13 protein-coding genes and 7 tRNA genes are annotated in these 12,954 nt (G+C 74.0%); 10 read left to right on the top strand and 10 right to left on the bottom strand.

The genetic code is table 11. The features are described from left to right. Window positions 1-43 precede the first annotated feature (43 nt). Together ACIQMU_RS15210 and ACIQMU_RS15215 are read right to left on the bottom strand one after the other, a co-directional pair. Window positions 44-1,285, bottom strand: a complete 1,242-nt coding sequence (locus tag ACIQMU_RS15210) for a hypothetical protein (protein WP_352241599.1) — start codon at window positions 1,283-1,285, stop codon at window positions 44-46. Beyond that, window positions 1,285-1,881, bottom strand: coding sequence for a DUF4365 domain-containing protein (locus tag ACIQMU_RS15215; RefSeq protein WP_352241600.1), 597 nt, complete (start codon window positions 1,879-1,881; stop codon window positions 1,285-1,287). Before ACIQMU_RS15215 ends, ACIQMU_RS15210 begins: the two co-directional genes overlap by 1 nt. 226 nt (window positions 1,882-2,107) lie before the next feature. On the opposite strand from ACIQMU_RS15215, the gene ACIQMU_RS15220 reads away from it, so the two are divergent. Further along, a complete protein-coding gene (locus tag ACIQMU_RS15220) occupies window positions 2,108-2,833 on the top strand; it encodes a 3'-5' exonuclease (RefSeq protein ID WP_352241601.1) in 726 nt (241 codons plus the stop codon). Between the two features lie 79 nt (window positions 2,834-2,912). Here ACIQMU_RS15220 and ACIQMU_RS15225 read toward each other — a convergent pair. After that, a tRNA-Val gene (locus tag ACIQMU_RS15225) sits at window positions 2,913-2,984 on the bottom strand. Between the two features lie 139 nt (window positions 2,985-3,123). Between ACIQMU_RS15225 and ACIQMU_RS15230 the strand changes: the two genes are divergently transcribed. After that, a complete protein-coding gene (locus tag ACIQMU_RS15230) occupies window positions 3,124-5,751 on the top strand; it encodes an SCO7613 C-terminal domain-containing membrane protein (protein WP_402688989.1) in 2,628 nt (875 codons plus the stop codon). A 112-nt stretch (window positions 5,752-5,863) separates the two neighbouring features. Here the strand turns inward: ACIQMU_RS15230 and ACIQMU_RS15235 are convergent. Further along, a tRNA-Val gene (locus ACIQMU_RS15235) sits at window positions 5,864-5,935 on the bottom strand. Between the two features lie 54 nt (window positions 5,936-5,989). After that, window positions 5,990-6,445, bottom strand: coding sequence for a TIGR02611 family protein (locus ACIQMU_RS15240; RefSeq protein WP_352241603.1), 456 nt, complete (start codon window positions 6,443-6,445; stop codon window positions 5,990-5,992). Window positions 6,446-6,635: 190 nt separating this feature from the next. Between ACIQMU_RS15240 and ACIQMU_RS15245 the strand changes: the two genes are divergently transcribed. Together ACIQMU_RS15245 and ACIQMU_RS15250 are read left to right on the top strand one after the other, a co-directional pair. Then, on the top strand, window positions 6,636-7,049 hold the full coding sequence (locus ACIQMU_RS15245; RefSeq protein WP_003959770.1) for an SsgA family sporulation/cell division regulator: 414 nt from the start codon (window positions 6,636-6,638) through the stop codon (window positions 7,047-7,049). A 271-nt stretch (window positions 7,050-7,320) separates the two neighbouring features. Continuing rightward, the gene (locus ACIQMU_RS15250; RefSeq protein WP_402688990.1) at window positions 7,321-7,917 is read left to right on the top strand and encodes a CGNR zinc finger domain-containing protein; all 597 of its coding nucleotides are present in this window, start codon (window positions 7,321-7,323) and stop codon (window positions 7,915-7,917) included. 33 nt (window positions 7,918-7,950) lie between these two features. On the opposite strand, the gene ACIQMU_RS15255 is transcribed toward ACIQMU_RS15250, so the two are convergent. Then, the gene (locus ACIQMU_RS15255) at window positions 7,951-8,106 is read right to left on the bottom strand and encodes a hypothetical protein (protein ID WP_176711576.1); all 156 of its coding nucleotides are present in this window, start codon (window positions 8,104-8,106) and stop codon (window positions 7,951-7,953) included. Between the two features lie 165 nt (window positions 8,107-8,271). Next, the gene (locus ACIQMU_RS15260; protein WP_352241605.1) at window positions 8,272-8,739 is read right to left on the bottom strand and encodes a hypothetical protein; all 468 of its coding nucleotides are present in this window, start codon (window positions 8,737-8,739) and stop codon (window positions 8,272-8,274) included. A 167-nt stretch (window positions 8,740-8,906) separates the two neighbouring features. Between ACIQMU_RS15260 and ACIQMU_RS15265 the strand changes: the two genes are divergently transcribed. Next, window positions 8,907-9,431 carry a DsbA family protein gene (locus ACIQMU_RS15265; protein WP_352241606.1) on the top strand — a complete coding sequence of 175 codons (525 nt, stop codon included), beginning with the start codon at window positions 8,907-8,909 and terminating at the stop codon, window positions 9,429-9,431. Window positions 9,432-9,531: 100 nt separating this feature from the next. Here ACIQMU_RS15265 and ACIQMU_RS15270 read toward each other — a convergent pair whose 3' ends face one another. From ACIQMU_RS15270 to ACIQMU_RS15280, 3 genes are all read right to left on the bottom strand, one after another. Continuing rightward, a complete protein-coding gene (locus ACIQMU_RS15270; protein WP_402688991.1) occupies window positions 9,532-10,368 on the bottom strand; it encodes a GNAT family N-acetyltransferase in 837 nt (278 codons plus the stop codon). 61 nt (window positions 10,369-10,429) lie between these two features. Further along, a complete protein-coding gene (locus ACIQMU_RS15275) occupies window positions 10,430-11,251 on the bottom strand; it encodes an aminotransferase class IV (protein ID WP_402688992.1) in 822 nt (273 codons plus the stop codon). Next, on the bottom strand, window positions 11,248-12,306 hold the full coding sequence (locus ACIQMU_RS15280; protein WP_352241610.1) for a chorismate-binding protein: 1,059 nt from the start codon (window positions 12,304-12,306) through the stop codon (window positions 11,248-11,250). Before ACIQMU_RS15280 ends, ACIQMU_RS15275 begins: the two co-directional genes overlap by 4 nt. A gap of 145 nt (window positions 12,307-12,451) precedes the next feature. Between ACIQMU_RS15280 and ACIQMU_RS15285 the strand changes: the two genes are divergently transcribed. The 5 genes from ACIQMU_RS15285 to ACIQMU_RS15305 all read left to right on the top strand — a co-directional run bounded on the left by ACIQMU_RS15285 (window position 12,452) and on the right by ACIQMU_RS15305 (window position 12,915). Beyond that, window positions 12,452-12,524, top strand: a tRNA-Gly gene (locus ACIQMU_RS15285). 38 nt (window positions 12,525-12,562) lie between these two features. Beyond that, window positions 12,563-12,636, top strand: a tRNA-Cys gene (locus ACIQMU_RS15290). A 1-nt stretch (window position 12,637) separates the two neighbouring features. Beyond that, window positions 12,638-12,709 (top strand) — tRNA-Val (locus ACIQMU_RS15295). 36 nt (window positions 12,710-12,745) lie between these two features. Then, window positions 12,746-12,817: transfer RNA gene (locus ACIQMU_RS15300), tRNA-Val, on the top strand. Between the two features lie 23 nt (window positions 12,818-12,840). Continuing rightward, window positions 12,841-12,915, top strand: a tRNA-Val gene (locus tag ACIQMU_RS15305). Window positions 12,916-12,954 lie beyond the last annotated feature (39 nt).

Here is a 12,954-nt window from a genome sequence, read left to right on the forward strand (position 1 = left end):
GGCGCCGGGGCCCGCGAGCCCGGCCCGATCCGAGCGGCGGGCCCTACGGCTCCTCCCCCGCGCACGCCTCCTCGAAGGAGTCGACGTTCTCCTGGAGGGCCTTCGTCAGCCGGTCGCGTTCGGCCTCGTCGACCTGGACGGGCGCGACCTGCGAGGCCCCGGTGAGCCGCCGGAAGCCGCCCCGGTTCTCCAGCCGCCCCTCCACCCGCAGCGGCAGCCCGACGAGGTGGGCGTGGCCCGCGATGCGGTACGCCTCCTCGTCCAGCTCCACGCGGACATGCGCGACCTCCGCCCCGGCCAGCACCCGCAGTCGTACGATTCCGGCGCCGCGCGGCCCGGAGCGGCGCAGCCGGACCACGACACCGGTCAGCCGCACCTGTACGGCGGGTTCGTCGCGGAGGTAGCGGGCTCCGGCGGCGCGCAGGGCGGGCAGGTCGCCCGGGGAGAACTCGACGGGCTCGGGGCGGGCCGGGCAGCCGTCCGGGGGGCCCGCGGCGGGCGCCCACCGCAGACCGATCCCGGCCCCCTCGGATCCGCGCACCAGCGTGATCAGCGCCTCGGTCAGCTCCCGGCCGACGCCCGCCGCGACCGCGCTGTCGAAGGCCGCCATGCCACCGGTGGCCCGCTGGTAGTCCACCGCCTCGCGGGCGGCGTGCAGGGCGTGGCCCAGCCGGACGGCGACGGCGCGTCCGGAGGCCACGGGGAGGTACGCGGTGAGACGCCGGCCGTCGGCTCCGGGCCCGATCAAGGCGTCGTCCAGGGCCGCGCGGGCCTTCCTGCGGTGCCGGGCGCCGTGGTAGCCGGCCCGGCCGCGCGCCGCGAGGGCCCCGGCCATGAGGACCTGCCGGGCGGCCGACCGCAGCTCCTCCGCCTCGGTCCAGCCCGAGGCGCCCCCCGCGACGGCCGCCGACTCGGGGCCCTCGCGCCACCAGCGGATCTCGTCGCCGGGCACGGTGAGGGCCACGAGGACGTGGCGGGCCGATGGTTCGGCGCTGCGTCCGAGGGCGACCAGGGCCTCCTCGAACAGTTCCCCGCTGTCGGGGAAGGCCGCACTCTCGGGCACCAGCAGGCTGGTGGCCCCGGCGGCGGATCCGGGCGGGGTCCAGCGCCCGTAGCGTCCCGGCGCTCCCCCGCGCCGCCGCCAGCCGTGCCGGCGCAGGAGGGCGGCGAGGACGGCGGGATCGGGCGGCTCCGTACCGGCCGCGGCGGCCAGGGGGCGGGTGAAGTGCGAGCGGGCGGCGGTCGGTCCGGCTCCGTCCGTGGGCTCGTCCGTGGACCGGTGCATCAGGGTCTCCCTCCGGCCCCGACCCGGGCCATGATGTCGCAGAGTGCGCGGTCGTCGAAGATCCGCGAGGTCGGGATGCGCACAGTGGTCCGGTACCGGCCCGTCACCGCGTGGCCGGCCAGGTTGGTCCAGTAACAGCAGTGGCGCAGGTCGAGGCCGCCGGGTGCGGCCCGCAGCCAGTCGTCCTGGCTGCGGGGCACCAGCATCACGACCAGGATCTTGTGCACCGACACCGGAGTGCGGGCCAGCTTGACGAGATGGGCGTTGTCGAGGGTGAAGGGGAACGCTCCGCCCGCCGGGTGCGGCGGTATCTGGTAGGTGCACTTGAGCTGCACCTTGATGGTCACTTCGTCGTCGACGGTGTGGGCGGGGGCGCCGTGGCTGACGTGCCAGTCGATCCCGTTGTCGGGGAAGGGCTGGGACAGGGAACAGCCCGCCGCCGCCGCGACGGCGTGCAGATAGCCCACCTGAAGGGTCTCCATGCAGGCGGTGGTGGCGAGGGAGCCGCGCAGCGGCGCGTCGAACTGCTGCGGCAGCCGGGGCCCGAAGGTCTCGGCGCGGGCGGGTCCCCCGGGGTCGGGCTGCGCGAGCGCCATGGCTCCGTGTGCCTTCCGGGCGTGCCGAACGATGGCAGGTGGTCTGCCGACGGGTGTGGCGGGCTGGGCGGATCAACGGGCACCGGCGGCAACTTCCCGGTGCCTCACCTGAGTTGTCACCGCATCAGACCGCCCGCAAACGGCGTATCAGGCAAACAGCCCGGGTATCACCGATAACGGGCAGAGGAATCACTCCATCTGCCGTGCGGGTGCGAGGAGTTCGGGGATGATGCACTGGTTCGAGGGGCCGCTGGCCGCTTTTGACACGGAGACGACGGGCGTGGACGTCGAGCGGGACCGGATCGTCTCGGCCGCTCTCGTCGCGCAGGACACCGCGGGCGGTCGCGTCCGCGTCACGCGCTGGCTGGTCAATCCGGGGGTTCCGGTCCCGCCCGGGGCGGCCGAGATCCACGGTCTGACCGACGACCACCTCCAGCGCAACGGGCGTTGGCCGGCGCCGGTGATGGACGAGATAGCCCGTTCGCTGACGGAGAGCTGCGCGACGGGCCGGCCGCTGGTCGTGATGAACGCCCCCTTCGACCTGACGCTGCTGGACCGGGAGCTGAAGCGGCACCGGGCGTCGTCGCTGGCCCGGTATCTCGACGGGGCGCCGATGCGGGTGGTGGACCCGCGGGTGCTGGACAGGCATCTGGACCGCTACCGCAAGGGCCGCCGCACGCTCACGGATCTGTGCGCGCGCTATGAGGTGGTGCTCGACGGGGCCCATGACGCGGCGGCCGACGCCACCGCCTCGCTGGAGCTGGTACGGGCGGTGTGCCGGCGCTACTCGGCCCGGCTGGAGCGGCTGTCGCCGTCCGAGCTGCACACCCTGCAGGCGACCTGGCACGCGGCCCAGGCGCGTGGTCTGGAGGCGTGGTTCGCGAAGAGCGGGACACCGGAAAGGGTGGATCCGGCCTGGCCGCTGCGCCCGGACCTGCCCGCCGCGGCGTGAGGGGCCGGGCGTCAGGGGTGAAAGGGGCGGGACACGCGAAAGCCGGCCCGCGTGATGCTGGCGGACCGGCTTTCCCCGGTGGGCGATACTGGGTTCGAACCAGTGACCTCTTCGGTGTGAACGAAGCGCTCTCCCACTGAGCTAATCGCCCGGGAACGGGTTGAACCATACAGGGCTCCGCGGGCTTCGTTCAAACTCCTTCCCTCGGGGCCCTACTCAGTGCGCCGGGCCCGGGAAGTGAGTATCCGAGCGCATGTGCGAGCCGCGTGACCGGGGCCACACTCCCGTACATGGAACACGTGCCCCCGCCCGCCGAGGAACTGGCCCGCCTCGACCGGGAACTGACCGAGCTGGACGCCCGCCGGGCCCAGCTGCTGACCCGGCGTGCCTGGCTGCTCGCCGCGCTGCGGCCGCCCGCGCCGGCGGCCGCGCCCGGCTGGAACCCGTCGGCCTGGGGGGCGCCTCCCGCCGGGCGGCCGGGCGCCCCGGCGCAGCCGTGGGGTCACGTGCCGAAGCGGCCCTCCGCCCCGCGCGGCGTCCAGAACGTCCTGCTGACACTGGGCGGCCTGCTGCTGACGGTGGCCGCCGTCGCCTTCACGCTGGTGAGCTGGGGCTCGATGGGGATCGGCGGCCGGTCGGCCGTGCTGACGGCGCTGACCGCGGGGACGCTGACCGCTCCGGTGCTGCTGGTGCGGCGGGGGCTGGCCGCCACCGCCGAGGCGCTGACGGCCGTGGCCCTGGCGCTGACACTGCTGGACGTCTACGCGGTCCACGCGGTGGCCGCGCCCGACACGGACGGGCTCGGTTTCACGGCCGTCGCGTCGGCGGTGCTCGCGGCGCTGTGGACGGTGTACGGGCTGGCGCTGGGCAAGCTGCGTCTGCCGTTGCCGGCCGCCGTGGTGCTGGCGCAGTGGCCGCTGCTGCTCTGGGCGTGGGCCGCCGGCGCGCCTGCGCTGGTGGTCGGCTGGGTGCTGCTGGCCACGGGGGTGCTGGACGGGACGATCGCGCTGTACGGCAGGGGGGCCGGGGCGCGGGTCACGGCGTGCGTCGGCGGATCGGTGATGGGCTTCTCGGCCCTGGTGGTGGGCCTGGCGCTGTCCGTGACGGCCTCCGGGCCGCTCGCGGCGGTGGCTCCCGGCGCGCTGCTGCTGGCGGCAGCGGCGGCGGCACTGGCCGGGGCGTGGCGCGCGCCGAGGGGCTTCGCCCGGGCGGGCGGCGTGGTGGGCGGCCTGGCGGCGGTGGCAGCGGTCGGCGGCGTACCGGCGGCGGCGGTGCCGGACGGGTGGATGGTTCTCCCGTACCTGCTGTGCGGCCTCGCTCTGACGGCGGTCGTGCGGACACGGCTGCCCGGGAGTGCGGCACACGGGGTGCTGGCGGCGTCGGGCGCGGTGGTGGCCGGGGCCCTGGTGTGGGCAGTACCGCCGGTCGCGACGGTGCTGCTGGGCCCGGTGACGCTGCTGTCGGACGTGTGGGCGGGTCCGCCGGAGGGCTTCCGGTCCGCGCTGGGGTCGACGCTGCCGTGGACGGAGCTGGCCGCGGCCCCGGTGGTGTCGGCGCTGATGGCCGTGCTGCTGGGGGCCGCGTACCGGTGGTGGCCGACGCTGGTGCGGATCGCCGGGCCGGTGGCCGTGCGCAGGGCGCCGGATACGGGCGGGGAGCCGGGCACGCCGCAGTCGGGCGGGGCGGCGTCGCACGGGGTCGGAGCGCACGGGCGGGCCGGGTCCGGCGCGCTCTGGTCCGCCGGGGCCGGCGCCGCCGCTCGCAGGCCGTCCGGCGCGGTGCTGCGCGGGGCCGCCGGGGCGGCGGCGGCGGCGCTCGGCTGGGCTGCGCTGCTGCTGGCCGGGGCGGTGCTGGACGTGCCCTACGGGGTCGCGGTGGGCGGTGGGACGGTGCTGGTGGGCGCCCTGCTCGTCCTGGCGGTCCGGAGCGCGGGGAGCGGTCGGGGCGCGTCGGCGGCGGTGCCGGTGACCGCGTCGGTGGCGGCGGTGTCCGGGGCGGCGAGCGCCGGGCTGCTGTCGCTCGCGTCCGAGGGGGCGTCCTACGCGGTGTTCGGCGTGCTGGCGGTGCTGTTCGCCGGGGCGGCGGTCCGGGCGGGGGACGCGGTGCCGCGTGCGGTGTTCTCCGTCGCCGCCGCGGTGGGGGCCACCGTGCTCACGGGCTTCGCCGGCCGGTCCCTGGACCTCGCCCCGCACGAGGCCGCGCCGCTGGTGCTTCTGGTGCCCGCGCTGACGGTGCTGCTCGGGGCGCGGCTGCGGCGGGACCCGGTGGCGTTGCCGGTGGAGCTGACGGGCGCGCTGGGGGCGCTGGTCGCGGTGGGGGCGGCGGCGTCCGACGGGCCGTCTTCGGCCCTGGTGCTGGCGCTGTGCGGGGTGCTGGCGGCGGGCGCTGCGGTGCGGCCGGAGCGACGGCGGGTGGCGGGCTGCCTGGCGGTGGTGCTGTTCGTGGTGGCGACCTGGGTGCGGCTGGCCGCCTCGGAGGTGTCGTTCCCGGAGGCGTACACGCTGCCGGTGACCGTGCCCGCGCTGGCGGTCGGGGTGCTGCGGCGGCGCGGGGACCCGGAGGCGTCGTCGTGGACGGCGTACGGGCCGGGGCTCGCGGCGACGCTGCTGCCGAGCCTGGCGGTCGCCTGGGCCGACACGGACTGGCTCCGGCCGCTGCTGCTGGGGGTGGCGGCGCTGGTGGTCACGCTGCTGGGCGCGCGCCACCGCCTCCAGGCGCTGCTGCTGCTCGGCGGAGCGGGGCTGGCGTCGGTCGGGCTGCACGAGCTGGCGCCGTACGTGGTGCAGGTGGCGGGGGCGCTCCCCCGCTGGCTGCCGCCGGCCCTGGCCGGGCTGCTGCTGCTGGGGGTGGGAGCGACGTACGAGCAGCGGCTGCGCGACGCCCGCCGGCTGAAGGACGCGCTGGGGCGGATGCGGTGAGCCGCGGCCGGGCCCGGGGCGTGCCGTGCGCAGCGGCCCCCGGGCCCGGGGAAGCGGGCGAACGCAGAGGGCCCGGGAGACGGATTTCCGTCTCCCGGGCCCTCTGTCCGGGTGGGCGATACTGGGTTCGAACCAGTGACCTCTTCGGTGTGAACGAAGCGCTCTCCCACTGAGCTAATCGCCCGGGCGCACCGCAAACATTACCCCATGTCAGCGGCGCTCCGAGACCGTCCCCGGGCTACTCGCTGATCTTCCACGGCATGGTGAGTCCGAACTTCCAGACGTAGACCGCGACGAGCACCGCCATGATCACGAGCCCCACCGTGGTGAGGATGATGTTGCGCCGCCGGACCTTGGGATCGAGGGCCCGCTGCGCCGCCTCGGTGACCTTGCGCTTGGTCCAGCGCAGCACCAGCTGGGCCCAGACGAACTCGGTCGCCCAGATCGCCATGCCTCCGAAGATCACCAGCCAGCCGGGGCCGGGCAGCACCAGCATGAGCACCCCGGCGATCACGACGCCGAGGCCGACGATGAAGACGCCGACCTGCCAGCTCAGATGCAGCGCTTTCGACGCCTTGATGAAACCCGGCGCCCGCGAGCCCAGCTCGCGTTCCGCCCGGTCCGATTCCCCCGTGGCGGATGCCGGGGCCGCCTGCTCGGCGACCTCGCTCCGCTCGTCACTCTCCGCGTTCATGAAGCTCAACTTACCCGACCCGTCGTCGTCACTGGAATGGGTGCATAACTCAAAGTTACACGCCGCTGAGCGAGGGACCTGAAGCATCACAAATGGGACAGAGGGGTTTACAACGCCACCGTAGGTGGCATGTCGATTTCGCCGACGTGCGAATCCCCGAGCGCACACTGAGCGAAAGGCCCTGGCGCTTATGAACACCACGGTCAGCTGCGAGCTGCACCTGCGCCTCGTTGTGTCGAGCGAGTCCTCACTGCCTGTACCCGCGGGCCTGCGGTATGACACGGCCGATCCCTATGCCGTGCACGCCACCTTCCACACCGGAGCGGAGGAGACGGTCGAATGGGTATTCGCCCGCGACCTCCTTGCCGAGGGGCTGCACCGGCCCACCGGCACCGGAGACGTCCGCGTCTGGCCATCTCGTAGTCACGGCCAAGGCGTCGTATGCATCGCCCTGAGCTCCCCGGAGGGAGAAGCCCTGCTCGAAGCCCCGGCGCGAGCCCTGGAGTCGTTCCTGAAAAGGACCGACGCCGCGGTTCCGCCCGGCACCGAGCATCGTCACTTCGATCTCGACACGGAGCTCTCCCACATCCTGGCCGAAAGCTGAGCCAGGCAGAGAGCCGCTCTACGCCGTCCGACTCGGGGCGACGGCGTCGTGCCGACAACCGCATAGGACAGAAACCGGCGCCGGCGCCGCGGAAACCACCGCGGCGACGGCGCCGGTGCGCTCCCACCCCTGCGACCACTCCCCCGGGAGCCGGAGGGTCCGCTTCCGCTCCTCGGCCGGGGCGCGCACCGGACCGGGCGCCGGCGGGCCGAGCCAGTAGAGTCAGCCGCCATCGGCAGGCGCCCGCCCGCCGGAGGCCAGGGAGCGAAGCGTGCTGATCCCTCACGACACCCGGATCGCCCTCGACACGGTGGTCGAGCTGGTGAACACCGCACCGGAGAACGAGCCGCCGCGGGACGACCCGGCACTCGGCACCGCGGGCGGGTCCGAGGACGGCCTCCCCGACGTCGCCGCGCTGTACGCCTTCGCGGAGCGGCATCTCATCAGCGGGGTCGGCACGCTCGGCGGCAGGGACCTGGCCGCCGTGCGCGACGTACGGGCCCGGTTCGCCGAGGTCTTCGCGGCGCCCGACCCCCGTACGGCCGCCGACCTGGTCAACCGGCTCGTCGCGGCGGCCGGGACCACCCCGCAGCTCACCGACCACGACGGCTACGACTGGCATGTGCACTACTTCGCACCCGACGCCTCGATCGCCGACCACCTCGCGGCCGACTGCGGCATGGCGCTGGCCTTCATCATCGTGGCGGGCGAGCAGGAGCGGCTGCGACGCTGCGAGGCGCCGGACTGCGGGCACGCGTTCGTCGACCTGTCGCGCAACCGCTCCCGCCGCTACTGCTCCAGCCGCACCTGCGGGAACCGGCTCCACGTCGCGGCCTACCGGGCCCGGCGCAAGGAAGCCGCGGGCTGACGTCCGCGGCGCCCCGCAGAGGGGCGTGAGCCGTCACAGCACGAAGAGGTCGTGCAGGGCGGCCATCAGCAACAGGCCCCCGACCACCGTCAGGAAGATCATCAGGGGCGGCTGGGAGAGCGCGAAGAGACAGCCGCGGGGCTCTTCGGCGGGGGGTGCGGGGGCATCGCCCCGGGAAGTGTCCACCATCTCGGGGTGATCATGACGTACCCGCGGCCCGGTTGGCGATCAACCGGTGCCACATCCCCGGGAGTTCACCGTCCCGTGGCCATCGGTAATCGATCCGGCGTGCGGGTCGCCGTCAGGTGTTCGGACCGTCGGCCCGAACGCCTGGCCCCGGAACCGGCCGACGCCTCAGATGCCGTGCTTCTTGAGGATCGCCTCGATGTCGCTGAAGTCGTCGCCGGGCGCGGCGGCCTCCCGCTTCTTCCGCGGCCCGGCCTGCGGCTCGGCGGCCGGGGGCGCTGCCGCGCCGCCCGCGCCGAGCGAGGGGGCGGAGGCGCCCGGGGCGACCGCCTCGTTCCGGCCGGCGGCCCGCGCGGCCTTGCGTTCCGCGCGAGTGGTGCCGCCGCGGCGCTCGATGGCGCGGGTGGTCATGAACAGCAGCCAGGAGAGGCCGAGCACCCCGAAGCCGATCCAGACACTCGGCTTGAAGGCGATCCCGGCGACCCACTCGACGACCCCGGTGAGCACGAGCCCGACCGGGACGAGCGCGTAGGCGGCGATCCTCGTCGCCGTGAGGAACCTCTTGCGGTAGGCGGTGACCGCGGCGATGCCCAGACCGGCCGCCGACGCCGCGGAACAGATGGTCTCGGCAAGCATCGGGGCCTCCACGCGCAGGGGATACGTCCCTTCCATCCTGCACCGGCGACCGCCTTCGGGGCCACGGCGGCGGTCCACCTCAGGGTCATTTCAGGGCCGGACTCCTCCCCAGGGGGTGCCCCGGGTCCGGATTGGGTCGCGTCCGCCCGGCCTGAAAGACTGGGCGCATGAGCGATTCCACCCCTGCGGCACCGGTCGTCCTCGACCTCTGGTGCGATCTCGAATGCCCCGACTGCCACCGAGCCCTCGACGACGTACACGCCCTGCGCGCCCGCTACGGGGACCGCCTCGAGATCCGGCTGCGGCACTTCCCGCTGGACAAGCACAAGCACGCCTACGCCGCGGCGCAGGCCGCCGAGGAGGCGACGGACCGGGGCAAGGGCTGGCCGTACATCGAGGCCCTCCTGTCCCGCACCGCCGATCTCGGCCGCACGGGCGAGCCGCTGCTCCTGGATGTGGCGCGGGAACTGGGCCTGGACGCCGAGGAGTTCGACACGGCGCTGATCGACGGCCGGCACCTGCTGCTCGTCGACGCCGACCAGGCGGAGGGCAAGGCGATCGGCGTCACCGGCACGCCGACCTATGTGATCGGTGACGAGCGGCTGGACGGCGGCAAGAGCCAGGACGGGCTGCGCGAACGGATCGAGGAGATCGTCGACCGCACCCTGGCCGAGCAGGGCGGCGGCCGATAGCCGTCGCTAGCGGTCGACAGCGGACGGCAGCCGTCGGCCGCGGCCGGAGTCGGCGAGTGGAGCGCCGACGGCCGGAGGACCGGGAGCGCCGGGACTCCCGTCACAACGGCTTGGCCATGTTGTACCGCGTCGTCGTGTAGCCGAGGGACTCGTACAGCCGCAGCGCCGGGGTGTTGGACGCGAAGACATGCAGGCCGAGGCGGTCCGCGCCCCACTCCCGGGTGACGTCCTCGGCGAGCAGCATCAGGGCCCGGCCGTGCCCCCGGCCCCGGTGCTCCTCACGCACCTCGACGTCGAAGACGTATCCAGCCGGGCGGCCCGGTGACAGTTCCCGCAGGGCCACCCACACATGGCCGACGACCACGCCCCCGTCCACCAGCACCCGGAAGCCCGTCCCCTCGGTCGCCAGTCCGTCCGGCAGAAGGGCGGCGTGGTCGGACTCGGACTTGCGCCGGGCCTGCTCGGGCGGCACTCCGCGATCGGTCCAGTCCCGCGCGTACGTCCGCACCGCGTCGCGCTCCCAGGCGGCGAACTCCTCCCCGCTCATCGCCCGCGACCCGAGGCCGGCGGGCAGCGGCGCGGAATCCGGGCCGAGGCTCTTGATCATGTTGCGGCTGCGTTCGGTGTAGCCGAGGGCGGTCGCGAGGCGCCGGGCGGGGTCGTTGCCGGCCGGAACCTCCACCCGTACCCGGGTGCAGCCCCACCCCCGCAGCGCCTCCTCGGCGGCGAGCGCGGCGATGGTGCCCCGGCCGCGCCTCCGGCCGGCCTCGTCGATGCCGAGCGGGCCCAGCACCCCGGCGGTCGCGCCGAACGCGTCGTCGGTGCTGATGAAGACGGTGCCGACGGGCCGCCCGTTGTCGCACACGTCGTAGTGACGGGCCCGCGCACCGTCGGCGCCTTGCTGAAGCGGCCCGGACGGCCGGAGTGTCGTGGTCATCAAGGGTTTGTATCCCCTGCGCGCCGCCGCGTCACGCGCTTTTCGGCGCCGTCGGGTCCTGTCACGGGTCGAGGTCGTCGGCGGCCCGCTCGGCGAAGATCCGCATCGCCTTCGCCGTCACCGGCCCGGGGGCCGCGCCGAGATCGCGGTCGTCCACGCGGTGCACCGCCTGGATGTCGCGGAGCGTCGAGGTCAGGAACACCTCGTCGGCCTCGGCGAGCACGTCCATCGGCAGGTCGGTCTCCTCCGCCCCGGTCCACTCGACGGCCAGTGCGCGGGTGATCCCGGCGAGGCAGCCGGAGGCCACCGGCGGGGTGTGGACGCGGCCGTCCAGGACGACGAACACGTTGGAGCCGGTGCCTTCGCAGAGGCGGTCGGCGGTGTTCGGGAACAGCGCCTCGGACGCGCCCCGTCGCCGCGCCCGTGCCAGGGCGACGACGTTCTCGGCGTACGAGGTGGTCTTCAGGCCGGCGAGCGCGCCCCGTTCGTTGCGCGTCCACGGGACGGTGATCACCGCCGTGCTGTCCGGGCGGCGGCTCACCCCGTCGAGGGCGACGACGAGGCTCGGCCCGTCGGTGCCCCGGTCGGAGCCGAGCGGGGACAGGCCGCCGGTGTAGGTGATCCGCAGGCGCCCCAGGGCGACGGGGTTGGCGTCGACGACCGCGGCGGCGGCGCGGCGGATCTCGTCGTGGTCCGGATCGGGCAGGCCCAGCCCCCGGGCGGACCGGGTGAGGCGGTCCAGGTGCCGGGTCAGCGCGAAGGGACGCCCCTCGCTCGTACGCACCGTCTCGAAGATGCCGTCGCCCACGGTCAGCCCGTGGTCGAGCACCGACAGCCGGGCGTCGTCGGCGTTCCGCAGTCCGCCGTTGACCCAGATCCTCATATCGCGGTCCTTCCCGTCTCCTCGAACACACCTGACGCTACAGCGAGCAACCGGGATGCCTTGAGCTCGGTCTCGTCCCATTCACGCTCCGGATCGGATCCCCAGGTGATCCCGGCGCCGGTCCCGAACCGGAGCAACGGCGCGGGGCCGGTCCGGTCGATCCAGAACGTCCGTATGCCCACCGCGAGGGAGGCGGTGCCCCGGTCGGCGTCGACCCAGCCGACCGCACCGCAGTAGGGACCGCGCGGGGCCCGCTCCAGCTCGGCGATGATCCGCAGCGCGCTGGACTTCGGCGCCCCGGTGACCGAGCCGGGCGGAAAGGCAGCCGAGAACAGCTCGGGCCAGCCCGCCCCGTCGGCCAGCCGGCCCCGGACGCTGGAGACGAGGTGGACGAGCCCCGGGTGCTTCTCCACGACACAGAGATCGGGAACGCTCACGCTTCCGGTGGCGCAGACCCGGCCCAGGTCGTTGCGGACCAGGTCCACGATCATCACGTTCTCCGCGTGGTCCTTCGGCAGCAGGTCGCCCTCGGTCCGGCCGGTGCCCTTGATCGGCCCGGACTCCACGACCCGCCCCTCGCGCCGGAGGAACAGCTCCGGGGACGCGGTGGCCACCTCCACGCCGTGGCCGGGCAGCCGGATCGTTCCCGCGTACGGGGCGGGGTTGCCGCGGGCGAGGAGGGAGGTCAGGGCGTCGACGTCCGCGTCGGCCCCGCCGCCGGGGAGCGGTGCGGACAGCACCCGGCAGAGGTTGGCCTGGTAGACGTCGCCCGCCGCGATGTGTTCACGGATCCGCCGTACGCCCGCCGTGTAGGCGTCACGGTCCAGTGAGGAGGCCCAGCCCCCGGCGGCGGGCCCGCGCCAGGCTCCCGGCACGGGCGGGGGCACCGGTTCCTCGCGCACCTCGGAGAAGCGGGCGCAGACGGTACGGCCTTCAAAATCGGCGCATACCGCCCAGAAACCCGACGAGTCGAGAGCCGCGGGATCGTGGGTCACATCCTGCAGACCGGAGGCGATGAGGCCGCCGAAGCGGGCCAGGGGGGCGAGGTCGGGCACACAAATGAGTCTAGGACGGTGCGGGTGACCCGCGTCGGGGCGAGGCCACCGCAGCACGCTGCACAAACGCGTTTTTGTACTGGCCCAGGAATCCGCTAGAGTTCAACACGTCGCCGGGACGCGCAAGCGCTCCGGACAAGGACAAGCGGACGTAGCTCAGTTGGTAGAGCGCAACCTTGCCAAGGTTGAGGTCGCCAGTTCGAACCTGGTCGTCCGCTCGCAGAAGGTGGGGGATTCTTCCCGAACCCCCACCCCTGGTGGAGTGGCCGAGAGGCGAGGCAACGGCCTGCAAAGCCGTCTACACGGGTTCAAATCCCGTCTCCACCTCCAAGGACGATTAGCTCAGCGGGAGAGCGCTTCCCTGACACGGAAGAGGTCACTGGTTCAATCCCAGTATCGTCCACTGATCCGCAAGGATTATCGGTCCGCAAGGACACCCGCGCGATTAGCTCAGCGGGAGAGCGCTTCCCTGACACGGAAGAGGTCACTGGTTCAATCCCAGTATCGCGCACGCAGTACACGCAGGGTCACCCTGCGCGATTAGCTCAGCGGGAGAGCGCTTCCCTGACACGGAAGAGGTCACTGGTTCAATCCCAGTATCGCGCACCATCGAAACCCCCGGTCGTCTCCACGACCGGGGGTTCTTCG

It is taken from the genome of Streptomyces sp. NPDC091649 (assembly GCF_044756785.1).
Classification (GTDB): Bacteria; Actinomycetota; Actinomycetes; order Streptomycetales; family Streptomycetaceae; genus Streptomyces.

Coding starts and splice junctions, on each gene's coding strand:
- ACIQMU_RS15210 (WP_352241599.1), bottom strand. CDS start 1,285: ATGCACCGGTCCACGGACGAGCCCACGGACGGAGCCGGACCGACCGCC.
- ACIQMU_RS15215 (WP_352241600.1), bottom strand. CDS start 1,881: ATGGCGCTCGCGCAGCCCGACCCCGGGGGACCCGCCCGCGCCGAGACC.
- ACIQMU_RS15220 (WP_352241601.1), top strand. CDS start 2,108: ATGATGCACTGGTTCGAGGGGCCGCTGGCCGCTTTTGACACGGAGACG.
- ACIQMU_RS15230 (WP_402688989.1), top strand. CDS start 3,124: ATGGAACACGTGCCCCCGCCCGCCGAGGAACTGGCCCGCCTCGACCGG.
- ACIQMU_RS15240 (WP_352241603.1), bottom strand. CDS start 6,445: ATGAACGCGGAGAGTGACGAGCGGAGCGAGGTCGCCGAGCAGGCGGCC.
- ACIQMU_RS15245 (WP_003959770.1), top strand. CDS start 6,636: ATGAACACCACGGTCAGCTGCGAGCTGCACCTGCGCCTCGTTGTGTCG.
- ACIQMU_RS15255 (WP_176711576.1), bottom strand. CDS start 8,106: ATGGTGGACACTTCCCGGGGCGATGCCCCCGCACCCCCCGCCGAAGAG.
- ACIQMU_RS15260 (WP_352241605.1), bottom strand. CDS start 8,739: ATGCTTGCCGAGACCATCTGTTCCGCGGCGTCGGCGGCCGGTCTGGGC.
- ACIQMU_RS15265 (WP_352241606.1), top strand. CDS start 8,907: ATGAGCGATTCCACCCCTGCGGCACCGGTCGTCCTCGACCTCTGGTGC.
- ACIQMU_RS15270 (WP_402688991.1), bottom strand. CDS start 10,368: ATGACCACGACACTCCGGCCGTCCGGGCCGCTTCAGCAAGGCGCCGAC.
- ACIQMU_RS15275 (WP_402688992.1), bottom strand. CDS start 11,251: ATGAGGATCTGGGTCAACGGCGGACTGCGGAACGCCGACGACGCCCGG.